This is a genomic window from Achromobacter sp. CSND-B12, assembly GCF_052906545.1.
Genome location: NZ_JBREGJ010000001.1, coordinates 2870883 through 2896245, shown reverse-complemented (window position 1 = coordinate 2896245; position 25363 = coordinate 2870883). Strand labels below are relative to the sequence as shown.

The following is a 25363-nucleotide window of genomic DNA, read 5'->3' as shown; positions in this document are numbered from 1 at the left end:
CATCGGCCGGTAGTCAGTGACGGCGCGGGGTGGCTTGTAGCGTTGTCAATACGAGCGACGCCTGGGTGGATACCAGTTGGTTTTCCACACACCAGCGGTATCCCGTTGTGCCGAGGGTTGACAACTCGGATGGCGTCATTTGCGCCAGGCGCTGCATCAGAGCGGCTTGCTGGTCGAGGTCGTCTGGCGCGCAACTGAAGCCGGCGCCGCTTAGCTCCACCGCGTTTTCCGGATCGCCTACCGCATACAGGATGGGTAGCCGGGCCAGCATGTAATCGTTAAGTTTTGTAACGCTTGCACCGTATTCGTACAACGGCGAGCGGCGGCCGCCGACATAGCCGACATCGACATTCGCGAGGAATTCCTTGACCTGTCTGCGGCCGACGGGTGCCAGGAAATGGACGCGGTCAAGGCAGCCCAGGGCTCGCGCCTGCTCGGCCAGCGCGGCGCGGGAGCCGCCATCACCGAGCATGACGAGATGGATATTGGCTGGGCATCGGCTGATTGCCGTGATCGCGCCGTCCATCGCGTTAGCCACGCCTAGCGTGCCAGCGTAGCCGATCACAAAGCCGCCCGCTTGCCGCAGGCCTCGCAGCAGCTCCACGTGCGCGTGGGGTAGTGGATCGGCCGGCGCGTCATCGAGGAAGGCACCGTTCGATACTGGCAGGAAACGGCCGGCTGCCAGTCCGCGCCCGCGCAGATAGGCTTCGGCGTTGCGGGGCACCGCCGTCACCAAGTCGGCGTGTCGGCAGGCATAGTCTTCGGCCGCCTGGAGCAGCCGGATGAAGGGATGGCGCGGCGAATAGTTGCCCAGCAGGACTGGAGTTAGCGGCCAGAGATCTCGTATGTCATAGATCAGTCGGGCGCCGAAACGGCGTGCCAGACGGGCGGCCGGATAAATGGCGAAAGGGTGGGGCGATGAACAGACGACGACATCGCAGTGCTCGTCCAGCGGTAGGGGCAGCACAAGGCATTGCAGCGTGAAAGCGGCCATGCTCGTCACCCGGCCGAGTGAGCTGGCCTGCGAGTAGCGTGGACCCCAGACCCAGACATAGCGGATACCGTCCAGCATCTCCTGCTGCACGCGGCCGCGCATGACGGGCTGCTTCTGGCGGAAATGCGAATAGGCGCAAGCGACAATGGTCACCTGATGGCCTTGACGGACCCACTCACGCGCCATAGCGTAGTTGCGGAACACCATACCGTGTTCCTGAGAGCCGGCGAAGTGCGAAACGATCAGTATGTTCATGCAGCGTCGGCGAGCGCCGCGGCGATGCGCGTCGCGGCATCGCCTTGGCCGTAGGGCATCACCGGCTGCGGCACGAAGTTCAGCGCCTCATCCAGCGCGGCCGTGATCGCTTGGCTCGAGCGGGTGTCGGCCAGCCGGTTCCATCCAGAGTCGACCAGTTCCGTCCATTCGGTTTCATCACGCAGCGTGACGCAAGGTACCTGATGAAAGAATGCCTCCTTCTGCACGCCGCCCGAATCGGTGGCAATCAAGGCCGCGTGTTTTTCCAGCTGTACCATGTCCAGATAGCCAACCGGGTCGATCAGCACCACCCGGGACGCCTGCAGGCGGGCGAGTTGGTCGCTGTTCGATAGGATCTGGCGGGTGCGCGGATGCAGCGGCCAGACCACCGGCCGGCGGGCGGCGGCGGCGATCAGGCCATCGACGATTGCACCGAGCCGCTGTGGGTCGTCCGTGTTTTCCTGGCGATGGATGGTGGCCAATACATAGCCCTTGTCGGCCAGCCCGAGCCGTGCCAATTGGGAGGACATGCACGCCGAGCGCGCGCCATGCTGCAGCGCGACGTCGAACATGACGTCACCAGTCTGCACGATCCGTTCTGCCGGCACGCCTTCCTGCCGCAGGTTGCGAGTGGCGCTGTTGGTGGGCGTGAAGAGCCAACGCGAGATGCGATCGGCGAGAATGCGGTTGACCTCTTCTGGCATCCTCATATTGTGCGAGCGCAGCCCCGCCTCGACGTGTGCGATCGGGATGTTGAGCTTGGCCGCGGCCAGGGCGCCCGCCAGAGTGGAGTTGGTGTCGCCATACACCATGACGATGTCAGGCTTCTCGGACAGCATGATGTCTTCCAGCGCCGCCAGCATGCGACTGGTCATGTGGGCATGAGTGCCTCCGTGGATACCGAGATGATGCTGTGGCGCGCCCATGCCAAGCTCGGCGAAGAATACGTCCGACATATTGGCGTCGAAGTGCTGGCCGGTATGGACCACTATTTCGGCAAGTCCGACCTGTTGCGCCAGCGCGGCCGATACGACACTGGCCTTGATGAATTGGGGGCGAGCTCCCAAGACGGTCAGAATCCTCTTCATCGGGGTCGGCCTACTTTTGCAGCGCGGCGTGCAGCGCCCGAACGATGTAGTCCTGTGTTTCCGTATCCAGATCCGGATGCATGGGCAGACTCATGACTTGTGCGGCCAGGACGTCGGAAACCGGGGTGGCGCCTTCACCGGCCGAATACGCGGCGTATGCGGGCTGAGCGTGGATGGGGCGTGGGTAGTGGATCGCCGTTGGAATACCGGCGTCCTTCAATTTGGCGACCACTGCGTCGCGGTCCGGCGTGATCACCGTGAACTGGGCCCATACGCTGTCGCGATCCGGACGTACCGTGACGGTGCGGGCGCTGCCCGGCAAGTCCGCCAGCAATTGCTGATAGCGCGCGCCGATTTTCAGGCGTTGCTCGATTTCCCAGTCGAACCGTTCCAGCTTGCCCAGCACGACAGCGCATTGCAGGGTGTCCATACGTCCGCCCACGCCGATGCGAGTGTGGTAGTAGCGGGCCGACTGGCCATGTACGCGGATCTCACGGAAAGCCTGGGCCAGTTCGTCGTCATTGGTGAACAGGGCGCCGCCGTCGCCGTAGCAGCCCAGCGGCTTGCTGGGGAAAAAGCTGGTGCAGCCAATCTTGGACAGATTGCCACTTTTCTTGCCTTTGTAGGTAGCGCCGAAGCTCTGCGCGGCGTCCTCGATGACAGCCACGCCGTGTTTGTCGGCGATGGCGTTTACCTCGTCCATGTCGCCGCATTGGCCATACAGAGACACGGGAATAATGGCCTTGGTGCGAGAGGTTATCTTGGCCTCGATCTCCGACACCTTGATATTGCAGGTATCTGGTTCAACATCGACGAAGACAGGCACGGCGCCGAGCAGCACGATCACCTCCGCAGTGGCCACAAAGGTGAAGGAGGTGGTAATAACTTCATCGCCAGCTTTCACTCCGAGCGCCATCAACGCGATCAGGAGCGCCTCGGTGCCCGAGGCAACGGTGACACAGTGCTTGGCGCCGGTGTATGCGCTCAGCGCGCTTTCCAGTTCCTTGACCTCGGGACCCATGATGTATTGGCCGTGATCCAGCACGGCCTGAATACGGTTGTTGATCGGGTCGCGCAGTGCCTGGTATTGCTTTTTCAGATCGATGAATTGCATGTCGGATTCAATCCTGTTGGCAGATGCCATTCCTCAAGACGTATCGCTCGCCGGTATGTGGGCAGCGCGTTTCCGCGTCGCCCGTAAGGGGCAAGTTCAACTGTTCACCATGGCGGCTCATCCAGCCTATCTGCCGTGCAGGAACGCCGACCACCAGTGCGTAGTCGGGCACATCCCGGTTGACGACTGCGCCAGCGCCCACGAAGGCGTAACGGCCGACGGTCGTGCCACAGACGATGGTGCAATTGGCGCCGAGTGTCGCGCCCTGCCGGATCAGGGTGTCGCGGTATTCACTCTTGCGTTCGATCGCGGAACGCGGGTTGTAGACATTGGTGAACACCATGCTTGGGCCGCAGAACACATCGTCTTCTAGAGTGACGTTGTCATAGACCGAGACGTTGTTCTGGATTTTGACGCGGTTGCCGATTCTGACCTGGTTGCCAACGTAGACATTCTGGCCCAGTGAACAGCCTTCGCCGATCACTGCGCGAGGAGATACGTGAACCCAATGCCAGATGCGCGTGCCCGCGCCGATTTGCGCGCCATCGTCGATAATCGCGCTAGGGTGGATGCTCATGATTCTCAATCCAGAGGCAGCGGGACGCGCACACCATCGCGTGCCGAACGGTAGATTGCCGTCAGCAGCGCCAGCGATTGGAGGCCTTCGCGGCCGTCGGTTTCCGGCTCGCATTCGCCACGCAACGTGCGGATCACGTTGTCGTAATACAGTGGGTGGCCGAAGCCGTAGACCGAGGTCGTTTCGTAGTTTGCCTCCCGGATCTTGGCATCGTCTGGGTGCTCGTCCGCGAATTTCCATTCGTCGATGCGGTTGACGGCGACGCCGCCGACACGCACGGTTCCCCTTTCACCGAGGATCGTGATGGATCCTTCGAGGTTCTGCGGGTAAGTCAGCATAGTGACGTTGATGGAGCCCATGGCCCCGTGGCGCCACCGCAACGCGGCGACGCCAGTGTCTTCGGCTTCGATACGTCGGGCAAGCGTGGCCGTGTACGAATACACGCTTTCGACAGGGCCGATGAGCCAGTCGAGCAGATCGACGTAGTGGCTCGCCTGATTCATGAAGGCGCCGCCATCCCATTCCCATTTTCCACGCCAGCGGGCCGCGTCGTAATACTCCTGGGGGCGTGTCCAGAAGACATTCACGGTCACCATGTAGATACGGCCGAAGCGGCCGCTATCGATGGCTTTCTTGAGTAGTTGCAGGGTGGCGTTGCGGCGGTTTTGCTTCACGACGAACAGGCGTACGCCCGCTTCGTCACAGGCCTTGACCATATTCTTGCCGTCTTCCCAGCGGGTCGCCATCGGCTTTTCGCTGATAACGTGGCGCCCTGATTGGGCGACTTCGATCGCCTGCCAGGGATGCAGGCCCGAGGGCGTTGCCAAGATGACTGCGTCGGCGCTGCCCTTTTTCAGCATCTCGGTCAATGAGCTGTAGCCTTGGGCGCCGGTTGCTTCCACTGTGGCTTGCAGCGAGGCGGGATTTGTATCGCAGACCTCTACCAGTTCTGCTCGGTCGCTGTGTTGCGAAATGGCGCCGATGTGATTTTTCGATATGCGCCCGCACCCAACCAGGGCGAAGCGGATTTTTCGGTCGGTAATGGAGGTGAGGCTCATCGGCGCTTGGGTTTGTTGTAAATTCCCGGGAATAATCGTTCGGCCATTACAGGCCTAAGCGGCAATAATACCGTGAATCCTCGCCGGGCTCTGGCTCGAGAACACCCCAGATCTTATTGATGCCAACTCGCATTCTCATTGTCCGTACGTCGTCATTAGGCGATCTGGTGCACATGCTGCCCGCCATTTCCGACATCGCCCGCCACGTGCCGGACGCTGAAATCGACTGGATCGCCGAAGAAGCCTTCGCTGAAATCCCCGCGTGGCACCCCGCTGTCAACGAGGTCATCAAGGTGGCCCACCGACGGTGGCGCAAGGCCTGGTGGTCGAGCCAGGTGCGGGCCGAACGCCAGGCGCTGAAAGAGCGCCTGCGCTCGAAGCGGTACGACATCGTGCTGGATATGCAGGCTTTGCTGAAATCCGCCTGGCTGGTGCGCCAGGCGCAAGGCGTGCGCCATGGCCTGGATTGGCGTTCCGCGCGGGAACCGCTGGCATCGCTGTTCTACAACGTCCGCCATCGGGTGGAGTTCTGGCAGCCCGCGGTCATTCGTCAGCGCAAACTGGCGTCGCTGACCTTTGGATACCAATATGGTGGTCAACCCGATTTCGGGCTGCAGGCGTTTTCCCGCGCGTCCGGCCAGGGGCGCGACAACGCCGACGCCGTCCACGAAATCTCCAGCGAAGGCCTGGATGCGACGGAATTGCCACGCCTGCACCATCTGGATACCGACCGCGGCTACGCGGTGATCATGCCGTCGGCCAGCCGCGACGACAAACTGTGGCCCGAGGATGATTGGCGCGCCGTCTTCCGCCGGCTGCGCGACGCCGGCTGTGCGCTCAAGCTGCTGGCCGGCAACGAGCAGGAGGCCGAGCGCGCGCGTCTGCTGGTCGCCGGTATGGAGGACGTAGAAGTCATGCCGCGCATGGACCTGACCTCGGTCGCCCGGCTGCTGGCCGGCTCGCGCCTGATGGTCGGCCTGGACAGCGGCCTGACCCACTTGTCGGCGGCGCTGGGCCGCCCCACCATCGGCATCTACCGCGCGTCCACCCCCGTGCGCACGCCGCTGGTCGGCTCGAACTACACCGCCAGCCTGGGCGATCGTGGCGCCTCGCCGTCGCGCGAGGCCGTCATGGCTTCGGTGGAGCAGGCGCTGGCCGCGCGCTGATGAACCGCGCCGTCTATACCCTCGGGTTGCGGGCGCTGGCGCCCCTGGTGTGGTTGTGGATGGCGCATCGCGCCAGGCGGGCCGGAGGTGAATGGGGCATTTTTTCTCCCGAGCGATTCGGCCAGGCCGTCTCGGGCGAGACTACCCCGGATAAAGCCGGGACCGCCGGGGCGAATGCGGCCCCGGTCTGGGTCCATGCCGTCAGCCTGGGTGAGACGCGGGCCGCGGTGCCGTTGCTGCAGGCCCTGCTGGACCGTGGCCTGCCGGTGCTGCTGACCCACATTACCGCCACCGGCCGGGCCGAGGGCGCGCGGCTGTTCGCGGACGCAATCGCCCGAGGTCAATTGCGGCAAGCCTGGCTGCCCTACGATTTCCCCGGCGCCACGCGACGCTTCCTGGATGGCGCTACGCCGCGCTGCGGCATCCTGATCGAGCGTGAGATCTGGCCCAACCTGCTGGCGGCGGCGCGGCGCGCGAAGCTGCCGATGGCGCTGGTGAGCGCTCGGTTCTCGGAATCGTCGCTGCGGCAGGCTGGTCGTCTGGGGGGGGTCATGCGCGAGGCGCTGGCGGGGCTGGACCTGGTGCTGGCACAGACGGCGCCGGATGCCGAGCGGCTGGCTCGGGCCGGCGCGCCGCGTCCGGTGGTGTCCGGCAATCTGAAGTTCGACCTGACCCTGCCCGCGGCCCAGGTCGAGGCTGGACAGGGCTGGCGCGCCCGGCTGGGTCGTCCCGTGATCGCGCTGGCAAGCACGCGCGAAGGCGAGGATGCGCCGTTTATCGATGCCCTCAGGCGCCACGCCGCCACGCCCGGCGGGCCGCTGTTTCTGTTGATTCCACGCCATCCACAGCGCTTCGACGAGGCCGCCGCGCTGTTGGAACAGGCCGGCCTGGACTACGTCCGGCGGTCGACGGGCCAGGAGCCGGCATTGCGCACCACGGTGTTGCTGGGCGACACGCTCGGCGAAATGGCGTTTTATTACGCGGCGGCCGATGTCGCTGTGGTGGCCGGCAGTTTTGCGCCGTTGGGGGGCCAGAACCTCATCGAAGCCTGCGCCGCCGGCGTGCCCGTCATCGTCGGGCCGCACACTTTCAACTTCCAGCAGGCCGCCAGCGACGCCATAGACGCCGGCGCGGCACAGCGCCAGCCCGATCCGGAGCAGGCCGTGGCGGCCGCGCTGGCACTGGTGGCCGATCCCGTTGCCAGACAGGCGGCCGGGGGCGCGGCGCGCGCGTGGTTTGCCAGCCATGCCGGCGCCACGGCGCGCACGATGGAGGCGCTGTCGCCCTGGTTGCGCTGAGGCGCGCCGTCCTTCAGGTCGTCAAGGCCGTCAGGCAGGATTGCGCGGCACCAGCGTAACCGCGCCCGGGTTCAATTCCTGGCTGAAACGCCGCGTGTCGCGCCCTTCGTCTTCGGGCCGAGCGCCCAGCCACCCCTGGCCCAGCGCATAGACGCCGAGATTGGCCAGCAGGATCAGGATGAAGAGCACGCGCATGCCGTGGCCTTTGGATCAGGCGCCCGTGGCCGGGTTGGCGCGCGCCATGGCCGCCAATCCGTCGAGGACGGGATGGTTCAGGTAGGTCGGCACCGGCGCGGCGCCGAATGCGCCGCCGGCATCCGCCAGCAGGCGTTCGATTTCCTGGTGGACTTCCGGCCAACCGCCGCCCGCGGCGAAGATTTGCGGCACCTGGCCATAGCGTTGCCGGCCGGCGAGCCACTGGCGCACCACCGCGCCGGCCTGGGCGGCGGCGATGCCGGAGGCGATGGCTTCGTGGGTATCGGTGGGATAGGGCACGACCTGGCCTTCCGCGATCGGCAGGTTGGCGGTGCCGTGCGCCAACGCGTTGCGCATCATGGCCGGGCCCGGCAGGATCAGGCCGCCGGCAAAAACGTTGTCCGGCCCCACGGTGTCGATGGTGGTGGCGGTGCCGAAGCTGGCCAGCAGGAAGGGCGGATGGGCGCCAGGCAGATGCGACAGCACGCCCAACAACGAAGCCCAGCGGTCCGCGCCCAGTTGCGACGGTGTTTTGTAGCGGTTGACCAATCCCAGCGTGGTTGCCTGCGACGTGGCCCAGGTGACCGGGCAGCCATGGCGTTGCAGCACGGCGGCGATGGCGGCGCCGCGTTCTGCACCCGCCACGTTCACGCCCAGCGCCCGTGACGGCCGTCGCGGCAGGGCGCCGAGCCAGCGGTCCAGCGCGTCCAGGTCCAGGCCATCGAAGGCGACCGCGGCCGGTTCGCGCGGCATGTCGGGGCTGCCGGGATCCAGCCAACCCACTTTGAGACGGCTGTTGCCTGAGTCGATGAGGATGATCATGCTTGGCGTCGAATCGAGATTTCACCGACCGAGATCGGCATGGCGCCCTGGGGCGTTTGCACCAGCAGGCGGCCCTGGCCGTCGACGCCACAGGCGGTGCCGCTGAGGATCACGTCGCCCTTGTCGAGCACGTTGATCGCGCGGCCGGCGAGCGCGTCGACCTTGTCGAAGCGCCGCGCGAAGGCGTCGAAGCCGTCGCGTTCGAGGGTGCGGACGGCTTCATGCCAGGCCGTTGCCGCGGCGCAGACCAGGTCGGCGGCGGTGGCGGCGTGGCCGGGGGCGTGGCCCGTGACACAGGTCCAGTCGGCGACCTGGCGGCCCAGCGCCTGCGACAAGGCGTCGGCGTCGACCAGGTTGACGCCCATGCCGATGACGACGGTGTAGCCGGTTTCGCGGCTTCCGGGGTTGCGGGTGGTCTCGACCAGCACGCCGGCCAGCTTGGCGTCGTGCCACTGCACGTCGTTGGGCCATTTCATGCACAGGCCGTCGGCGCCGGGCCCGGCCACGGCGCGCAGCGCCTCGCAGGCGGCCAGGCCAGCCAGCGGCGACAGGGCCGGCAATTGCGCGGCCGGCAGGTGCACATCGAATGCGCACGAGAACATCAGCGCCGCGCCCACGCGATTCTGCCAGGGACGGCCGGCGCGGCCGCGCCCGGTTTCCTGCAGATGGGTGCCCAGCAGCCAGGGTTTGCCGACGCTGGCGCCCGTGCGGGCGCGCGCCAGCAGGTCGGCATTGGTCGAGCCGGTGCTGACGGTCCAGGCGATGTCTTGGAAGGCGGGCAGGCGCGAACCCAGCATCCGGGCCAGATCGTCTGGCGCGGGCAGGTCGGTGGGGCGGACGTGAACGGGCATGGCGGCGATTGTAGGGCACGCGCGGGCCGCGCTCGCGGCCTGTCGTCCCCAGCGTATATGATTGTGGATACATTTTGCATCGGTATTCCGCTACATGCCGCATTCCGCTCCGTCCGCACCCCGCGCCGCGCCGCCCTTCCGCCAGGAAGCCGGCGTGTGCCATGTCGGGGGCGACTGGAGCGTGCTGGCGCTGGCCGAGCCGGGCGAAGTCGAGCGCCGCCGCGCCGCAATGGCGAAGGCCACCGACGCCGGGGCGCGCTGGGACCTGCAGGGCATCAGCCGGCTCGATACCATCGGCGCGCTGCTGATCTGGCAGGCCTGGGGCGAGAAATTGCCCGAACGCGTGCGGTGGTCCGCCGGCCAGCAGGACGTGTTCACCGCCCTGGCGACGAACAAGGGCGGCAAGCAGGCGCCGCCGCGTCCCGAGCCGGCCTGGGGCTGGCTGCGCGCCCTGGGCGGCGCCGTGCTGCAGGCGGGCGAGAACGGCCGCGCCCTGCTGACCATGCTGGGGCAGCTGGTCCTGGATCTCTTTGGCATGTTGAGCCGGCCGTCGCGCGGGCCGTGGCGCGAGATCTCGGCCCAGGTCTACCGCACCGGCGCGCAGGCGCTGGGCATTACGGCGCTGGTGGGCTTTCTGATCGGCGTCGTGCTGTCGTACCTGTCCGCGCAGCAATTGCAGATGATCGGCGCCGACCGCTTCATCGTCCGGCTGCTGGGCGTGTCGATCGTGCGCGAGCTGGGGCCGGTGCTCGCCGCCATCCTGGTGGCCGGGCGCTCCGGGTCGGCCATCACTGCGCAGATCGGCGTCATGCGAGTCACGCAGGAACTGGATGCGATGTTGGTGATGGGTATCTCGCACGGCCAGCGGTTGATCCTGCCGCGGGTGGTGGCGCTGGCCGTGACCATGCCGCTGCTGGTGCTGTGGACCGACGCCATGGCGATCCTGGGCGGGATGCTGGCGGCGCAGGTGCAGCTGGGCGTGTCGGCGCAGTGGTTCCTGCAGTCCCTGCCGGACGCCATTTCCCTGACCAATTACTGGATCGGCATCCTCAAGGGCGTGACCTTCGGCATCCTGATCGCGCTGATCGCCTGCCATTTCGGCCTGCGCATCCAGCCCAACACGGAAAGCCTGGGGCGCGGCACCACGACCTCCGTGGTCACTTCGATCACCGGCGTGATCCTGCTGGACGCGCTGTACGCCGTCATTTTCAGTTCGGTGGGCATCTGATGGCCGGCGCCGCACAGCATCGCCTGTTTACCGAGGAGAACATCACGGTCGCGCCCGTGATCACCGTGCGCGGGCTGCGCACGGCCTTCGGCGACCACGTGGTGCACGACAACCTGGACCTGACCGTCTTTCCCGGCGAGATCCTGGTGCTGGTAGGCGGCTCGGGCACGGGCAAGACGGTGCTGTTGCGGCAGATCATCGGGCTGGACCAGCCGGCCGCCGGTACCATCCAGGTGTTGGGCAATACCTTGTCCGAACTGACGCCAGGCGAGCGCCGGCGCCTGTCCTACCGCTGGGGCATGCTGTTCCAGGCGGGCGCGTTGTTCTCGGCGCTGTCGGTGTACGACAACGTCGCGCTGCCGCTGCGGGAGTTGCGCACGGTGCCGGAGGACCTGGTGCACGACGTGGTGATGTGCCGCCTGGCCATGGTCGGCCTGTCGGCGCAGGATGCCGGCAAGCGGCCGTCGGATCTTTCCGGCGGTATGGTCAAGCGCGTGGCGCTGGCGCGCGCGCTGTCGCTGGACCCGGAGCTGGTGTTCCTGGACGAACCCACGGCAGGGCTGGACCCGCTGCGTTCGGATGAATTCGTGGACCTGGTGCGCAGCCTGCACCGGCAGTTGGGATTTACCGTTGTCATGGTGACGCACGATCTGGACACGCTGCTTGCGCTGGCCACGCGTGTCGCCGTGCTGGCGGACAAGCGGGTGATCGTGTGCGACACGGTGCCGGAAGTGCTGAAGGTCGATCACCCGTTCATTCATACATTCTTCCTGGGCGAGCGCGGCTTGCGCGCGCTCGGGGACATGGCGCCGAAGGGAACGCATCATGGAAAACCGTAGTCACGCGCTCATGGCCGGCATCTTCACGCTGGTGCTGCTGGCCGCCGCTGCGCTGGTGGCCGTCTGGATCGGCCGCGACCGGACCAAACTGCAAACCTATGAAATCATCTCGGCAACGGCCGTCAGTGGGCTCAATCCGCAGTCGACCGTGCGCTACCAGGGCGTGCCGGTGGGCAAGGTGCAGTCGCTGGCGCTGAACCCCGACAAGCCCGGCCAGGTGCGTATCCGCATCGGTGTCGCGCCGAACACGCCCATCACCGAGTCGACCTGGGCCGAGCTGGGTGTGCAGGGCGTCACGGGCATGGCCAACGTGGAACTGCGCGACGATGGCAGTTCGTTCAAGCGGCTGGCGTCGAGCGCCGCCAACCCGGCCGCGATCCCGCTGCGCCCGGGTTTCCTGGACCGCATCGAGCAGCGCGGCGGGCGTCTCATTTCCAATGTCGAGGACGCCACCGAGCAGCTGCGGCGCCTCTTGAGCGAGCAGAACGTGCAGGCGCTGACCGCCAGCCTGCAGAACGCCACCGACATCACCCACTCGCTCAAGGAAGCCAGCCGCGACCTCGGGCCGGCGCTGGCCAAGCTGGGGCCCCTGGTCGATTCGCTGGGCAGCACCTCGCGGCAGGCGGATCGCGCGGCGCGCGAGGTGGCCGACCTGGCCCAGCAGGCGCGCCAGTCGCTGGCGCGCCTGAATGCGCCGGACGGCGCGCTGGCCGCGGCCACGCGCAGCTTGAACGACATTGCCTTTGCCGCCTCGCGCCTGGATGGCGAGACGTTGCCGGCCGTCACCAGCATGGCGGCCAGCGTCAGCGAGGCCGCGCGCGGGGCCACCTTCACATTGCGTCGCGTGGACAACACGCCACAATCGCTATTGTTCGGACCGCCGCCGGCCGCGCCCGGTCCCGGCGAGGCCGGGTTCGCCGGATTTGGGAGACAGCAGAAATGAAGATGCGCAGTGCGATTCAGGCCCTGGCCCTGGCTTTGACGCTGGCGTTGACCGGCTGCGGCGTGGGCCGCGTGGGCGCGCCACCCGCCGTGTTCGACCTGGGGCTGGATGCCCGCCCGGCGCCGCAACTGCCGGCCCGCGAGCCGATGGCGCTGGTGTTCTCGGCGGTGCCGGCGTTGTCCGGCACCGGCGTCATCTGGCGCGTTGGCGACAGCGCCGCGCCGCAATCCTATGCCACTTATCGCTGGGCCTCGTCGCCGTCCGACCTGGTGCGCCAGCGCCTGATCGAGCGGCTGTCGCGCCAGGGGCCGGTGCTGGCCGAGCGCGCCAGCGGCCAGACGCCGCAGTTGCAGGTCTACCTGTCGCAGTTCGAGCAGGTGTTCACGCCGGATGGTTCCGCCAGCGAAGGCCGCGTGCTGCTGCAGGCGGTATTGCTGAATGGCCGCAACGTGGTTGGCCAGGTGCGCATCGCGACACAGGCGCCGGCGCCCACGCAGGACGCCGCCGGCGGCGTGGCCGCGTTGCGCCAGGCCACCGACGATGCCGCCGACCAGCTGGCGCAATGGCTGGCCAGCCAGCCCAAGGCCGCGGCCCGGGCCGGCGGTTAACATTCTTCCTTTTCAAGCAGCACGAGTCCGATATGCCCGCAAGCACAGAAACCCACGCCTTTACCGGAGCCGCCGGCCGCATCGACTGCGCCGTGGATTGGCCTGACGGCACGCCGCGGGGCTGGGCCCTGGTGCTGCATCCGCACCCGTTGCAGGGCGGCGCGCGCGAGAACAAGGTGGTGACCACGCTGTCGCGCGCCTGCGTCCAGCACGGCCTGGTGGCGGTGCGCCCCAATTTCCGCGGCGTCGGGCTGTCCGAAGGCGAATTCGACAAGTCCGTGGGCGAGACCCAGGACATGCTGGCGGTGGTCGCGCAAATGCGCGAGCGTCATCCGGAACTGACGGACGCGCCGTGGGTGCTGGCCGGCTTTTCCTTCGGCACCGCGGTTGCCGCGCAGACCTACGCCGCGCTGGCCGACCAGGGCGACACGGTACTGCCCAGCGCGCTGATGCTGATGGGGCCGGCCGTCAACCGCTTCCAGTCGCATGAGGTCCAGGTGCCCGGCGACACGCTGATGGTGCACGGCGAAGAGGACGAGGTGGTGCCACTGTCCGAGGCCATGGACTGGGCCCGTCCGCGTTCGATCCCGGTGGTGGTGATCCCCGGCGCCTCGCATTTTTTCCACGGCAAGCTGCTGGTGCTGCGCCAGCTGGTGCAGGCGCACCTGAAGGTCAAGTTTGACTGAATGGCGCGCCGCGCAATGCGGCGCGTTGCATCAGGTTGCATGTTTTAGCTGCCCGAGGAACCCATCGCGGGCCGGACGGGTCTCATCGACTGCCTATAATTGTCAGCCACTTGCCCCGCGCCAGCGGGCGTCTTTCCTGGACCCACGTTGCCGATGAAGAATTTGCCTCACTCCGTTCACTCCCCCGTTGTCTTTGCTCGTCGCGCCCTCGCCGGCGCGGTGCTGTCGGCGATGCTCGCGGCCTCGCTGCCGGCCTGGGCCCAGCAGGCGCCCGCCGCGGCGCCGGCAGCCGCGGGCGCCACGGCCCCCGCGCCGACGGCGGCGGGCGTGGTGCCGGTGGGCGACGTGTCGGCGGTGCCCGCGCCGACCATCGCGGCCAAGGCCTGGATCGTGATCGACGTGAACAGCGGCCAGACCCTGGCGGCGTCGAACCCCGACATGAAGGTCGAGCCGGCCTCGCTCACCAAGATCATGACGGCCTACGTCGTGTTCAATGCGCTCGAGGAAAAGCGCCTGACGCTGGAGCAGACCGTGCCCGTGTCCGAGCACGCCTGGCGCACCGGCGGTTCGCGCATGTTCATCGAGCCGCGCAAGCCGGTCACTGTCGATGAGCTGAACCAGGGCATGATCGTGCAGTCGGGCAACGACGCCTCGGTGGCGCTGGCCGAAGCGGTCGGCGGCAGCGAAGCCGCGTTCGCCACGCTCATGAACCAGGAGGCCGAGCGCCTGGGCATGCGCAACACCCACTTCATGAACGCCACCGGGCTGCCCGATCCGCAGCACATGACGTCCACGCGCGACCTGGCCACGCTGTCGGCGCACCTGATCACCGATCATCCGCAGTTCTTCCACTACTACAAGCAGAAGAGCTTCACCTACAACAAGATCACCCAGCCCAACCGCAACCGCCTGCTGTGGGCCGACCCGTCGGTCGACGGCATGAAGACGGGCCACACCGATTCGGCCGGCTACTGCCTGGTGTCGACCGCGGTGCGCGGCGACCGCCGCATCCTGGTGGTGGTGGTGGGCACCGACAGCGAAGCCACCCGCGCCGAGGAAAGCCTGAAGCTGCTGAACTGGAGCTTCCAGAACTTCGACACGGTCAAGCTGTTCGACAAGAGCCAGCCCGGCATCGACGCCCGCGTCTGGGAAGGCACCGCCGAGAACGTCAAGCTCGGCCCGCCCAACCCGGTCTCGATCGCGGTGCCGCGTGGCAAGGCCGGCGACCTCAAGCCGGTGGCGCAGCGCACCGATCCCCTGATCGCCCCGCTGACCAAGGGCCAGCAGGTCGGCACGCTGCAGTTCACGCTCGACGGCAAGGTGCTGCGCACCGAGCCGCTGGTGGTGCAGGACGCCGTCGAACGCGCCGGCTTCTTCGGTCGCATGGTCGACACCGTCAAGCGCTGGTTCCAGTAAGCGGACCCGCCGCGGGCGCGGCCGCGGGTGTAAGCTAGCAACGGGCGTTTCGTGCGCGAAACGCCCGTTTTGCATTCTTCCGGGGCGGGCCGGCGGCGCGCCCCTGTTCCATTTCAAATTCAGGAGTGCGTCATGATTCCGGGCGTGCCGGGCGAAAGCCAGGTGTATCTCAACGGTGAGTTTCTGCGCGTGGACGAGGCCAAGGTCTCCGTGCTGGATCGCGGCTTCATTTTCGGCGACGGCATCTACGAAGTCGTCCCGGTGTACCAGGGCAATGCCTTCCGCATGGCCGAACACCTCGACCGCCTCGATCGCAGCCTGGCCGCCTTGCGCATCGCGCAACCGTTCGACCGCAGCGGCTGGATCAACCTGATCCAGCAATTGCTGGAGCGGACCAACCTGGACACCTGCATCGTCTATCTCCAGGTGACGCGCGGCGTGGCCAAGCGTGACCACCAGTTCCCGGCCGAGCCGGTCAAGCCGACGGTGTTCGGCATGATCTCGGCATGGGCGCCGCCCGGGGCCGCGGTGCGCGCGCAGGGGCTGTCCGCCATTTCTATCCCCGACGAACGCTGGCTGCACTGCGAGATCAAGTCGGTGTCGCTGCTGGGCAACGTGCTGGCCAAGCAGCAGGCGGTTGACGCCCATGTCGACGAGGTGTTGCAGTTCCGCGACGGCTTCCTCACCGAGGGTTCGTCCACCAACATCTGGGTGGTCTCCGGTGGCAAGCTGCTGGCGCCGCCCAAGAACAACCTGATCCTGGAAGGCATCCGCTACGGCCTGATGGGCGAATTGGCGGCCGAGGCCGGCATTGCGTTCGAGGCGCGCCGCCTGACCCAGGACGAGGTGGCGCAGGCCGACGAGCTGATGCTGTCCTCGGCCACCAAGGAAGTGCTGCCGATCGTTTCGCTGGACGGCCGTCCGGTGGGAGCCGGCAAGCCCGGCCCCGTTTATGAGCAATTGCGTGCGGGTTATGATGCCCGCATCGCCGCGCTCTAGGCCCCGCGGGGCGGCCCTGGCGGCCGCCCGCGCCGCGCGCCCCGGCGGCGGGCCTTGCCTGCTCGATGCCTGCCCCCATATAGATGTATTGACGCCCCAGGCCATCCATCATGCATATTCCGCCCGAAGAATCCCTCATCGAGTATCCCAGCGACTTCCCCATCAAGGTCATGGGCAAGCATCATCCCGACTTCGCGCAGACGCTGACCGAAGTCGTGCTGCGCTTCGACCCGGGCTTCGATGCCGCCACGGTCGAGATGCGGCCCAGCAAGGGCGGCAACTACATGGGCCTGACCTTCACCGTGCGCGCCACCTCGCGCGAACAGCTCGACGGCCTTTACCAGGCCCTGCATGGCCACCCGATGGTGTCGATCGTCCTGTAAGGCCAGCGGTTGTGATCAAGTGGCTCGCGCGGCCGGCGGACTACCTGTCCGTGTGGCGGGAGATGCAGGCGTACACCGACCAGCGGTCGGCCGAGACGCCCGATGAAATCTGGCTGTGCGAGCATGCGCCGGTCTATACCCTGGGGCAGGCGGGCCTGCCCGAGCACGTGCTCAACCCGGGCGCCATCCCCCTGGTCCAGTGCGATCGCGGCGGCCAGGTCACCTATCATGGCCCGGGCCAGGTGATGGCGTATGCGCTGTTCGACCTGCGCCGCGTCGACATGTACGTGAAGGAATACGTGGCCCTGCTGGAAACGGCGGTGATCGATACGCTCGATGCGATGGGCGTGGCCGGCGCCTGCCGCAAGCCCGGCGCGCCGGGCGTCTATGTGCCCGACCCCGACGGCGGCCGCGAATTGGCCAAGATCGCCGCGCTGGGCATCAAGATCCGCAATGGCCGCGCCTATCACGGCGTGTCGCTCAACGTGGCGATGGACCTGGCGCCGTTCCTGGGCATCAATCCCTGCGGCTATGCCGGCCTGCGCACGGTCGACATGGCGTCCTGTAGCGTGCGGCGCGATCCCACCGAGGTGGGCGACGCGCTGGCCCGCAACCTGGCCCGCTTGTGGCGCCAGGCAAGGACAACACCCGCATGAAGACAAGCTTTACGCCGGCCGAAGTGGCCGCGACCACGCCCGAGCAACTGGCCGCCCTGCGCGCCGGGCCGGCGCCGCAGTATGCCGCCTGGATCCGCGCGGCGGCCGAAATGGGCCTGGTCGAGGCGCAGACCATCTTCGGCCAGATGCTGCTCGATGGCGTTGGCGTGCCACAGGATCAGGCCGAAGGGTTGGCCTGGTTCAAGCGCGCCGCCAATGCCGACCATCTCATGGCCATCAACATGATCGGCCGCTGCTATGAAAACGGCTGGGGCGTGCCCGCGGACGATACCGTGGCGGCGTACTGGTTCCGGCTGGCCGCCGACCGTGGGTTGGACTGGGGCATGTACAACTACGCCCACATGCTCAAGAGCGGCCGCGGCGGCGTGACGCAGAACCGCGCGGCGGCGCTGGCGCTGTACCAGCAGGCCGCGCAGGGCGGTCACGTCAAATCCATCGGTGTGGTCGGTCGCTTCTACGAAACGGGCGACGTGGTCGAGCAGGATCTGGAACGCGCGTTCGACTGCTACCGGCGCTGCGCCGAAGGCGGCGATTTCCGCGGCATGTTCCACCTGGGCCGCATGCTGTTGCTGCGCGGCCGCAAGGAAGAGGCAGTGCAATGGCTGGTGCGCGTGCCGGAGACGTCCACGCCGGCTTTCCTGCGCGAGGCTGACGCCATGCTGCGCGACTGCGGCTTTCCAGCGTTGTACGAGACTGGCGCCTGAGCGGCGTCCGGGGCCGCGCCGCACGCCCGACCCCATCGATTCCTGGCCCGGCCGCGCGCGCCGGTCAGGTACTCAAGCGTGCCTCGAACACCGTATCCAGCGTCAGCCGCGTGCCGGCCGGCTGCTCGCCATCGAGCCGGTCCAGCAGCAGTTGCCCCGCACGCCGGCCCAGCTCGGCCGCGTCCACGCCCAGCGTCGTCAGCCCCTGGACCCATTGCGGCGCGCTGCCGTCCTCGGTGAAGCCCAGCACCGCCAGGTCCTGCGGCACGTGGAGGTCGCGGTTGTGGGCCTCCGACACCGTGGCGGCGGCCAGCAAGTCCGAGGTACAGAACACCGCATCGAAGATCGTATTAGTGGCCAGCAGGCGCAGGAACGCCATGCGGCCGTCGTTCAGCTGCTGTGCCTCGGGTTGCACGATGTCGGCGACCACGGCCAGCCCCAGCGCGGCCGCGCTGCCGAGGAAGCCTTCGCGGCGGGCCCGTTCCCACGGGGTGTCGGCGCTGACACAGGCGACACGGGCATGGTCCTTTTCGGCCAGATGGCGGGCGGCCAGGCGGCCCGCCTCGGTATTGTCGATCGTCACCAGGCTGTCCAGCGGGGTGGCGGGCAGGCTCCAGGTCTCCACCACCGGGATTTCCAGCGCCGTTACGGCGGCGCGCAGTTGCGGGTCGTCGAGCGGGCCGATGACCAGCGCCGCGGCCGGGGCCAGTTGGGCCAGTAGCGGTAGCAGGGACGCATCACGCCACGGGCCGGCGGCCAGGTAGTAGCCGGCGGGCGCCAGCCGTTCGGCGCATGCCTGCACGGCACGGGTGGCTGGCGCAAGATCCAGCCGGGGGGCGATCAGGACGATAGGGCGGAGCGGGGACAGGGTGGACATGAGGGGAGGCGGCGCGAATTCGTCAGGCGTGACGATAACCCGGCGCGACCCGGTGCCGGGTCTTTCGGGGTGGATTCGGGCACAGGGGGTAAAATGTCCTCTTTTGTCTCAGACCGCAACGCCCTGCGCGCCGGTCGTGAAGGTGTTCCATGTCCACGCTTGCCGAGTCGTCTGTGCCCTCGAACGAAGCCGCCGCCGCGCCCGCGGAAACGGCGTACGATCCGACGCAGAAACAGAAATCCCAGGCCAAGACGGCGCGCATCCCGATCAAGATCATTCCCGCCGAGCGCCTGAAGAAGCCGGAATGGATCCGCGTCAAGGCGGCCCAGCCGGGGTCGCGCTTCTACGACATCAAGCGCATCCTGCGCGAGCACAATCTGCACACGGTGTGCGAGGAAGCGTCCTGCCCGAACATCGGCGAATGCTTCGGCAAGGGCACGGCCACGTTCATGATCATGGGCGACAAGTGCACCCGCCGCTGCCCGTTCTGTGACGTGGGCCATGGCCGCCCCGACCCGCTCGACACCAAGGAACCGGAAAACCTCGCGCGCACCATCGCCGCGATGAAGCTGTCGTACGTGGTGATCACCTCGGTCGACCGCGACGACCTGCGCGATGGCGGCGCCGGCCATTTCGTCGACTGCATCACCCACATCCGCGAACTGTCGCCCAGCACGCGCATCGAGGTGCTGGTGCCCGATTTCCGCGGCCGCCTGGATCGCGCCCTGACCATCCTGAACGCCGGCCCTCCGGACGTCATGAACCACAACCTGGAAACCGTGCCGCGCCTGTACAAGCAGGCCCGCCCGGGTTCGGATTACATGCACTCGCTCAAGTTGCTGGCCGAGTTCAAGAAGCTGCACCCCGACGTGCCGACCAAGTCGGGCCTGATGCTCGGCCTGGGCGAGACCGACGAGGAAATCCTGCAGGTGATGCGCGACATGCGCGAGCACAACGTCGACATGCTCACCATCGGCCAGTACCTGCAGCCGTCGGAACACCACCTGCCAGTGCTGCGCTACGTGCATCCCGACACCTTCGCGATGTTCGAGCGCGAAGCCTATGCGATGGGCTTCTCGCACGCGGCGGTGGGCGCCATGGTGCGTTCGTCGTACCACGCCGACGAGCAGGCGCATGCGGCGGGCGTGCCCAACTGAGGGCCGCATCATCGCCACGCCAGAATGAAAAATGCCCCGCGAGGGGCATTTTTCATTCCGTGGCCTGGCGCGACACCCGGCTGGTCCAGAACACGTCAGGCCTGCCGGCCTCGCGGTTCAGGTAACGCGCCAGCACGAACATCAGGTCCGACAGCCGGTTCAGGTATTGCCGCACAGGGGCGTTCACAGCCTCGTCGCGCGCCAGCGCCACCACGGCGCGTTCGGCGCGGCGGCAGGCGGTGCGCGCCAGGTGTGCCTGCGCCGCCGCGCGCGAGCCGCCCGGCAGGATGAATTCGCGCAGCGGCGGCAGGGCCGCGTTGTAATGCGCCAGCCGCGCATCCAGGTGCGCCACCTGGGCGTCTTCCAGCGCGACATGGCCGGGAATGCACAATTCGGCACCCATATCGAACAAATCGTGTTGGATCATCAGCAGATCGGCGGCCACGTCGGCCGGCATGGGCTCGGTCAGCAGCAGGCCGATGACGCTGTTCAATTCGTCCACGTCGCCCAGCGCGGTGATGCGGGCCGCGTCCTTGGGCACGCGCGACCCGTCCCCCAGTCCGGTGCTGCCGTCGTCTCCGGTGCGGGTGGCGATGACTGAAAGGCGATTGGCCATGAAACGTCCTTTGCAAACAACCGTCAGAATTGTTGCGTTATTGCGGGGAAACTATTGCACGAGGACGGTATCCTAGCATTGTGGAAAGCGTGCGCGGGCCGCAAGGCCGGTATGGCGCTTTCGTCGCAATCGGAGGATAAAGCATGGCTTTCAACCGCAAGTACGCAACGCCCATGGCTGTCGCCACCGCGATGGCCGTCGTGTCGCTGGCCACGCCGCTGGCGTTCGCGCAGCAGGCCGAGGCCAGCGGCGAGGTGCGGCGCGTGGACCCGGGCGCGGGCAAGGTCACCATCAAGCACGACGCCATCAAGGCGCTGGACCTGCCGGCCATGACGCTGGTGTACGACGCCGATCCGGCGTTGCTGGCCAAGATCAAGGCCGGCGACAAGGTGCGTTTCACCGCGGAGCGCAAGGATGGCAAATACGTGGTGACCGCGATCACCAACTGAACTGCCTGGCCGGGCGCCGCTGGCGCGTCCGCCCGGCGACAGATTCCGCTGCCGGTGGTTTCGGTGGAGGTGGCCTTCGCACGAAAAAGGCCCGCCGCAATTGCTTGCGGCGGGCCTTTGTATTCGTGCCGCCGGCCAGGCCGGGACGCGAGGCTTAGAGCACGTAGCGGGCCAGGTCCTGGCTGCTGGCGGCTTCCGCCAGTTGCGCGTTCACGTAGGCGGCATCGATCTTGACCGTCTTGTCGGTGCTGGAGGTCGCGTCGAACGACAGTTCGTCCAGCAGCTTTTCCATCACGGTGTAGAGGCGGCGGGCCCCGATGTTCTCGGTGGTTTCGTTGACCTCGTAAGCCAGTTCGGCCAGCCGGCGCACGCCTTCTTCGGTGAATTCCAGCTGCACGTCCTCGGTGGCCATCAGCGCGGTGTACTGCTTGGTCAGCGAGGCGTCCGTATCGGACAGGATGCGCACGAAGTCCTCGGCGGTCAGCGATTCCAGTTCGACGCGGATCGGGAAGCGGCCCTGCAGTTCGGGAATCAGGTCCGACGGACGCGCCAGGTGGAAGGCGCCCGAGGCGATGAACAGGATGTGGTCGGTGCGGACCATGCCGTAGCGCGTGTTGACGGTGGTGCCCTCGACCAGCGGCAACAGGTCGCGCTGCACGCCCTGGCGCGAGACGTCGGCGCCGCCGCTTTCCTGGCGCGCAGCGATCTTGTCGATCTCGTCCAGGAACACGATGCCGTTCTGCTCGACGTTGTTGATCGCGGCGGTGCGCAGGTCTTCCTCGTTGACGCGCTTGGCGGCTTCCTCGTCGACGATCAGCTTGAAGGCTTCGCGCACCTTCATCTTCTTGGATTTCTTCTTGTCGCGCGCCATCCCGGCGAACATGCCGCGCAGCTGCTCGGCCATTTCTTCCATGCCGGGGGGCGTCATGACGTCCATGTGCGGCGCGGTCTGGGCCACTTCGATCTCGATTTCCAGATCGTCGATCTTGCCCTCGCGCAGGCGCTTGCGGAACGTCTGGCGGGCGCTGTTGTCCTCGCCGCGCTCGGGCTCGCCCGAGGTGCCGCGGGGCGGCGGCACCAGGGCGTCGAGGATGCGGTCTTCGGCGGCGTCCTCGGCCTGGGTGCGCACGCGGCGCATTTCCAGTTCGCGGGTCTGCTTGATCGAGTATTCGGTCAGGTCGCGGATGATGGTGTCGACGTCGCGGCCGACGTAGCCCACCTCGGTGAACTTGGTGGCCTCGATCTTGATGAACGGCGCGTTGGCCAGCTTGGCCAGGCGGCGCGCGATCTCGGTCTTGCCCACGCCGGTGGGGCCGATCATCAGGATGTTCTTGGGGTGGATCTCGTGGCGCAGCGGCTCGGCCACCTGCTGGCGGCGCGAGCGGTTGCGCAGGGCCACCGCCACCGCGCGCTTGGCGCGGTTCTGGCCGACGATGTACTTGTCGAGTTCGGAGACGATCTCTCCGGGCGTCATGTTGGATGCGGACATGAGGGCGGATCCTTGAAGCAGGGCTGGGCTGGGAGACGGGCCGCGGCGCCCCGGACGGGCGCCGCGAGGTTGGCGTCAGTCGCCCAGCGTCTCGATGACGTGGTTCTGGTTGGTGTAGATGCAGAGGTCGCCGGCGATCTCGAGCGATTGCTTGACGATGGTCTCGGGCGCCAGCTCGGTATTGCGCAGCAGCGCCAGCGCGGCGGACTGGGCATAGGCGCCGCCCGAGCCGATGGCGGCCAGGCCGTGCTCGGGTTCGAGCACGTCGCCGTTGCCGGTCAGCACCAGCGTGTGCTCGGCGTCGGCCACGATCAGCATGGCTTCGAGCCGGCGCAGGACGCGGTCGGTGCGCCAGTCGCGGGTCAGTTCGACCGCCGCGCGCATCAGGTTGCCCTGGTGTTTCTCGAGCTTGGCTTCGAAACGCTCCTGCAGCGTGAACGCGTCGGCGGTGGCGCCGGCGAAGCCGGCCAGGATCTTGTCGTGATACAGGCGGCGGATCTTGCGCGCCGTGCCTTTGATGACGATGTTGCCCAGGGTGACCTGGCCATCGCCGCCGAGCGCGACGCGGTTACCGCGACGCACGCACACGATGGTGGTGGCGTGAAATTGTTCCATGCGTTCCTTCCTTTGAAAGGACTAGCTGGGGGCGATGCGGACGAAATCAAGCCTTGCGGGTCGATGAAAATCGATCCGCGCGTCGCGCCTTCGGCTTTGCTGGCGCAGATTGCGGGCGCTTTCGCCCCGAGGCGGTGCGGCAATGAAAAAAGGCCATGCTGGAAACCAGCATAGCCTTTTGGTGTGGCGCTTGAATAACGGGACGGATCAGTCGCCGTACAGCTTCTGCCGCATTTCGCGCCGTTCCTGCGCTTCCAGCGAGAGGGTGGCGGTGGGACGGGCCAGCAGGCGCGGGATGCCGATGGGTTCGCCGGTTTCCTCGCACCAGCCGTATTCGCCGCTGTCGATGCGGGCGATGGACTGTTGCACCTTCTTCAGCAGCTTGCGCTCGCGGTCGCGGGTGCGCAGCTCCAGGGCGTGTTCTTCCTCGATGGTGGCGCGGTCGGCGGGATCCGGCACGAATTGCGTTTCACGCAGGTGCTCGGTGGTTTCGCCGGCGTTGGCCAGGATGTCCTGTTCGAGTTGTTTGAGCCGTTCCTTGAAGAACGCCAGCTGGCGTTCGTTCATATAGTCGGACTCGGGCATGGCCAGCAATTCCTTCTCGCTGGGCAGATCAATCGCCGTATCGCTCGTCGACTTGCTTGATTTTTTGGTTGCTGCCTTGGTAGCCATGAAAACACTCCACTATGAATCGATCCTGGCGCGGGCTTGTCTTCCCGGTCCGTGTGCTTGCTGCCTACGCTATTCGTACCTCACAGTACTGCCTTCGTCGCACCGCGTCACGTATCCAAAAAGGGGATCACCCCGCCAGGCACTGCTCCAAGCCCCGGGTAAAAATCTCCTGGGGCAGCTTGCGGCCAATGAAGACCATCTTGGTGGACGGCTTTTCGGCCGCGGTCCACGGTTTGCCGGGTTCGGCGCCCATCATCATGTGCACACCCTGGAACAACATGCGGCGGTTGATGCCCTTCATGTACAGGATGCCCTTGTAACGCAACAGGTCCGGGCCATAGACCTGCACCACGCCGCCCAGGAATTCCTCGAGGCGGGCAGGATCGAACGGCTTGTTGGAGCGGAACACGAAGGCGCCGATCTCGTCGTCGTGCTTGGGGTGGTGATGATGCGCGTGATTGCAGTGCGCCCCGCATTCGCCGTCGTGATCGTGGTCATGGTCGTGACCGTGGTGGTCGTGGCCGTGATCATGATCGTGGCCGTGCCCGTGGGCATGGCTGTGGGCGGCATCGGGATGCTCATCGGCCAGGAAGTCCGGGTCGATGTCCAGAATGGAATTCAGGTTGAAGCCGCTGATGTCGATGATCGACTTCAGGTCGGCGTCGCCGAAGTTGACCGCGGTGATGGGCGCGCGCGGATTCATGCGCAGCAGGCGGTTGCGCAGGGCTTCGTAGTCGACGTCGTTGACCAGGTCTTTCTTGGAGATCAGGATGCGGTCCGCGAAGCCAACCTGCTTCTGGGCTTCGGGCTGTTCATCCAGCGTCGCCATGCCGTGCTTGGCGTCGACCACCGTGACCACCGCGTCCAGGCGGTAGTACTCGGCGATGTCGTCGTCCATGAAGAACGTCTGGCACACCGGGCCGGGATTGGCCATGCCGGTGGTTTCCAGGATGACGCGTTCGAAATTCAGGGTGCCGGCCTCGCGCTTGGCGCGCAGGTCGGACAGGGTGCGCATCAGGTCGCCACGCACCGTGCAGCAGACGCAGCCGTTGGACAGTTCGATGATTTCCTCGTCGCTGTCCTGCACCAGCAGGTCGTTGTCGATGCTTTCCGGCCCGAATTCGTTTTCGATGACGGCGACGCGGCGGCCGTGGAATTCGGTCAGGATGCGCTTGAGCAGGGTGGTCTTGCCCGCACCGAGAAAGCCGGTGAGGATGGTGACGGGAACCATTTTGTCCAAACTGCGCGGGGTGTTCATGGCGAAGCTGCTTGCGTGAAGTAAAGGCGGTTAGACACGGCGGTCAGGCGCTGGGGTCTGGCGGGCGGCAGCGGGTGCCGATTGCCTGCCAGACATCGCTCGACCGATGTTACTGCCACAGGCTGCGAGGGCCGCCGTTAGCGGCCGGACGCAGGATTACAGCACAGTCGGGGGCGGGGGGCAAACCCCGGGCCAACCCGGGGGCGTAGCCGCCCAGATCGCGGCTGTACGCCGTCAAGTATCGGGCGATATCACTATTTTGGGGCGATTTTCCGGATTTCAAGGGCCGGATCGAGGCGCACCCGATGGGACGGGCGACCGGTGAGCCC

28 protein-coding genes are annotated in these 25363 nt (G+C 66.8%); 14 read left to right on the top strand and 14 right to left on the bottom strand.

Going from position 1 to position 25363, the window contains the following annotated elements:
* Window positions 1-13 precede the first annotated feature (13 nt).
* The 5 genes from ACUTAG_RS13585 to ACUTAG_RS13565 are packed head-to-tail and all read right to left on the bottom strand — an operon-like array spanning window position 14 to window position 5086.
* Window positions 14-1249, bottom strand: coding sequence for a glycosyltransferase family 4 protein (locus tag ACUTAG_RS13585; protein ID WP_081322448.1), 1236 nt, complete (start codon window positions 1247-1249; stop codon window positions 14-16).
* The gene (gene wecB, locus ACUTAG_RS13580; protein WP_054446406.1) at window positions 1246-2337 is read right to left on the bottom strand and encodes a non-hydrolyzing UDP-N-acetylglucosamine 2-epimerase; all 1092 of its coding nucleotides are present in this window, start codon (window positions 2335-2337) and stop codon (window positions 1246-1248) included. Before wecB ends, ACUTAG_RS13585 begins: the two co-directional genes overlap by 4 nt.
* A 10-nt stretch (window positions 2338-2347) precedes the next feature.
* Window positions 2348-3451: a DegT/DnrJ/EryC1/StrS family aminotransferase gene (locus tag ACUTAG_RS13575; RefSeq protein ID WP_054446404.1), complete on the bottom strand. Its 1104-nt coding sequence runs from the start codon at window positions 3449-3451 to the stop codon at window positions 2348-2350.
* 7 nt (window positions 3452-3458) lie between these two features.
* Complete coding sequence (locus ACUTAG_RS13570; RefSeq protein ID WP_054446402.1) at window positions 3459-4028, bottom strand: acyltransferase; 570 nt, start codon at window positions 4026-4028, stop codon at window positions 3459-3461.
* A gap of 5 nt (window positions 4029-4033) precedes the next feature.
* Window positions 4034-5086, bottom strand: a complete 1053-nt coding sequence (locus ACUTAG_RS13565) for a Gfo/Idh/MocA family protein (protein WP_054446400.1) — start codon at window positions 5084-5086, stop codon at window positions 4034-4036.
* A 119-nt stretch (window positions 5087-5205) separates the two neighbouring features.
* On the opposite strand from ACUTAG_RS13565, the gene waaC reads away from it, so the two are divergent.
* Both waaC and ACUTAG_RS13555 read left to right on the top strand, forming a co-directional pair.
* Window positions 5206-6252 (top strand): lipopolysaccharide heptosyltransferase I, encoded by a 1047-nt coding sequence (waaC, locus tag ACUTAG_RS13560; protein ID WP_148317445.1) that lies wholly within the window; start codon window positions 5206-5208, stop codon window positions 6250-6252.
* Complete coding sequence (locus ACUTAG_RS13555; RefSeq protein ID WP_054440689.1) at window positions 6252-7550, top strand: 3-deoxy-D-manno-octulosonic acid transferase; 1299 nt, start codon at window positions 6252-6254, stop codon at window positions 7548-7550. Before waaC ends, ACUTAG_RS13555 begins: the two co-directional genes overlap by 1 nt.
* Before the next feature lie 30 nt (window positions 7551-7580).
* On the opposite strand, the gene ACUTAG_RS13550 is transcribed toward ACUTAG_RS13555, so the two are convergent.
* Genes ACUTAG_RS13550 through ACUTAG_RS13540 form a run of 3 tightly spaced genes read right to left on the bottom strand, consistent with a single transcriptional unit; the run spans window position 7581 to window position 9418 of the window.
* Window positions 7581-7745: a hypothetical protein gene (locus ACUTAG_RS13550; protein ID WP_006389733.1), complete on the bottom strand. Its 165-nt coding sequence runs from the start codon at window positions 7743-7745 to the stop codon at window positions 7581-7583.
* Window positions 7746-7760: 15 nt separating this feature from the next.
* A complete protein-coding gene (locus ACUTAG_RS13545) occupies window positions 7761-8567 on the bottom strand; it encodes a type III pantothenate kinase (RefSeq protein ID WP_006389734.1) in 807 nt (268 codons plus the stop codon).
* Window positions 8564-9418 carry a biotin--[acetyl-CoA-carboxylase] ligase gene (locus ACUTAG_RS13540; protein WP_148317443.1) on the bottom strand — a complete coding sequence of 285 codons (855 nt, stop codon included), beginning with the start codon at window positions 9416-9418 and terminating at the stop codon, window positions 8564-8566. The genes ACUTAG_RS13545 and ACUTAG_RS13540 overlap by 4 nt, the downstream gene beginning before the upstream one ends.
* Before the next feature lie 94 nt (window positions 9419-9512).
* Here ACUTAG_RS13540 and ACUTAG_RS13535 point away from each other — a divergent pair, with 94 nt between their 5' ends.
* The 10 genes from ACUTAG_RS13535 to ACUTAG_RS13490 all read left to right on the top strand — a co-directional run bounded on the left by ACUTAG_RS13535 (window position 9513) and on the right by ACUTAG_RS13490 (window position 17901).
* Entirely contained in the window at window positions 9513-10646 is a 1134-nt protein-coding gene (locus ACUTAG_RS13535) for an MlaE family ABC transporter permease (protein ID WP_054497986.1), read from the top strand.
* The gene (locus ACUTAG_RS13530; RefSeq protein WP_006389737.1) at window positions 10646-11485 is read left to right on the top strand and encodes an ABC transporter ATP-binding protein; all 840 of its coding nucleotides are present in this window, start codon (window positions 10646-10648) and stop codon (window positions 11483-11485) included. Before ACUTAG_RS13535 ends, ACUTAG_RS13530 begins: the two co-directional genes overlap by 1 nt.
* On the top strand, window positions 11472-12428 hold the full coding sequence (locus tag ACUTAG_RS13525) for an MlaD family protein (protein WP_026382054.1): 957 nt from the start codon (window positions 11472-11474) through the stop codon (window positions 12426-12428). The genes ACUTAG_RS13530 and ACUTAG_RS13525 overlap by 14 nt, the downstream gene beginning before the upstream one ends.
* Window positions 12425-13036: an ABC-type transport auxiliary lipoprotein family protein gene (locus ACUTAG_RS13520; RefSeq protein WP_070543041.1), complete on the top strand. Its 612-nt coding sequence runs from the start codon at window positions 12425-12427 to the stop codon at window positions 13034-13036. The genes ACUTAG_RS13525 and ACUTAG_RS13520 overlap by 4 nt, the downstream gene beginning before the upstream one ends.
* Before the next feature lie 32 nt (window positions 13037-13068).
* Window positions 13069-13722: an alpha/beta hydrolase gene (locus ACUTAG_RS13515; protein WP_070543044.1), complete on the top strand. Its 654-nt coding sequence runs from the start codon at window positions 13069-13071 to the stop codon at window positions 13720-13722.
* Between the two features lie 153 nt (window positions 13723-13875).
* Complete coding sequence (locus ACUTAG_RS13510; protein ID WP_109421475.1) at window positions 13876-15138, top strand: D-alanyl-D-alanine carboxypeptidase family protein; 1263 nt, start codon at window positions 13876-13878, stop codon at window positions 15136-15138.
* Between the two features lie 132 nt (window positions 15139-15270).
* Window positions 15271-16137, top strand: a complete 867-nt coding sequence (locus tag ACUTAG_RS13505) for a D-amino acid aminotransferase (RefSeq protein WP_006389742.1) — start codon at window positions 15271-15273, stop codon at window positions 16135-16137.
* Between the two features lie 110 nt (window positions 16138-16247).
* Window positions 16248-16520, top strand: coding sequence for a DUF493 family protein (locus ACUTAG_RS13500; RefSeq protein ID WP_006389743.1), 273 nt, complete (start codon window positions 16248-16250; stop codon window positions 16518-16520).
* Window positions 16521-16531: 11 nt separating this feature from the next.
* On the top strand, window positions 16532-17176 hold the full coding sequence (lipB, locus tag ACUTAG_RS13495) for a lipoyl(octanoyl) transferase LipB (RefSeq protein WP_006389744.1): 645 nt from the start codon (window positions 16532-16534) through the stop codon (window positions 17174-17176).
* Complete coding sequence (locus ACUTAG_RS13490; RefSeq protein WP_049052006.1) at window positions 17173-17901, top strand: tetratricopeptide repeat protein; 729 nt, start codon at window positions 17173-17175, stop codon at window positions 17899-17901. Before lipB ends, ACUTAG_RS13490 begins: the two co-directional genes overlap by 4 nt.
* A gap of 64 nt (window positions 17902-17965) precedes the next feature.
* Here the strand turns inward: ACUTAG_RS13490 and ACUTAG_RS13485 are convergent, their stop codons facing one another.
* Window positions 17966-18778, bottom strand: a complete 813-nt coding sequence (locus ACUTAG_RS13485; protein WP_054443615.1) for a substrate-binding domain-containing protein — start codon at window positions 18776-18778, stop codon at window positions 17966-17968.
* A 149-nt stretch (window positions 18779-18927) separates the two neighbouring features.
* Here ACUTAG_RS13485 and lipA point away from each other — a divergent pair, with 149 nt between their 5' ends.
* On the top strand, window positions 18928-19935 hold the full coding sequence (gene lipA / locus ACUTAG_RS13480; RefSeq protein ID WP_006391921.1) for a lipoyl synthase: 1008 nt from the start codon (window positions 18928-18930) through the stop codon (window positions 19933-19935).
* Between the two features lie 52 nt (window positions 19936-19987).
* Here the strand turns inward: lipA and ACUTAG_RS13475 are convergent, their stop codons facing one another.
* The gene (locus ACUTAG_RS13475; RefSeq protein WP_054514314.1) at window positions 19988-20551 is read right to left on the bottom strand and encodes a cob(I)yrinic acid a,c-diamide adenosyltransferase; all 564 of its coding nucleotides are present in this window, start codon (window positions 20549-20551) and stop codon (window positions 19988-19990) included.
* A gap of 143 nt (window positions 20552-20694) precedes the next feature.
* On the opposite strand from ACUTAG_RS13475, the gene ACUTAG_RS13470 reads away from it, so the two are divergent.
* Window positions 20695-21000 carry a copper-binding protein gene (locus ACUTAG_RS13470; RefSeq protein WP_006389749.1) on the top strand — a complete coding sequence of 102 codons (306 nt, stop codon included), beginning with the start codon at window positions 20695-20697 and terminating at the stop codon, window positions 20998-21000.
* A gap of 154 nt (window positions 21001-21154) precedes the next feature.
* Here the strand turns inward: ACUTAG_RS13470 and hslU are convergent, their stop codons facing one another.
* From hslU to ACUTAG_RS13450, 4 genes are all read right to left on the bottom strand, one after another.
* Window positions 21155-22489, bottom strand: coding sequence for an ATP-dependent protease ATPase subunit HslU (hslU, locus tag ACUTAG_RS13465; RefSeq protein ID WP_446650218.1), 1335 nt, complete (start codon window positions 22487-22489; stop codon window positions 21155-21157).
* 75 nt (window positions 22490-22564) lie between these two features.
* Complete coding sequence (gene hslV / locus ACUTAG_RS13460; RefSeq protein ID WP_006389751.1) at window positions 22565-23104, bottom strand: ATP-dependent protease subunit HslV; 540 nt, start codon at window positions 23102-23104, stop codon at window positions 22565-22567.
* 207 nt (window positions 23105-23311) lie between these two features.
* Window positions 23312-23776 carry an RNA polymerase-binding protein DksA gene (dksA, locus tag ACUTAG_RS13455; protein ID WP_006389752.1) on the bottom strand — a complete coding sequence of 155 codons (465 nt, stop codon included), beginning with the start codon at window positions 23774-23776 and terminating at the stop codon, window positions 23312-23314.
* Between the two features lie 127 nt (window positions 23777-23903).
* Entirely contained in the window at window positions 23904-25034 is a 1131-nt protein-coding gene (locus tag ACUTAG_RS13450) for a CobW family GTP-binding protein (protein WP_024070720.1), read from the bottom strand.
* Window positions 25035-25363 lie beyond the last annotated feature (329 nt).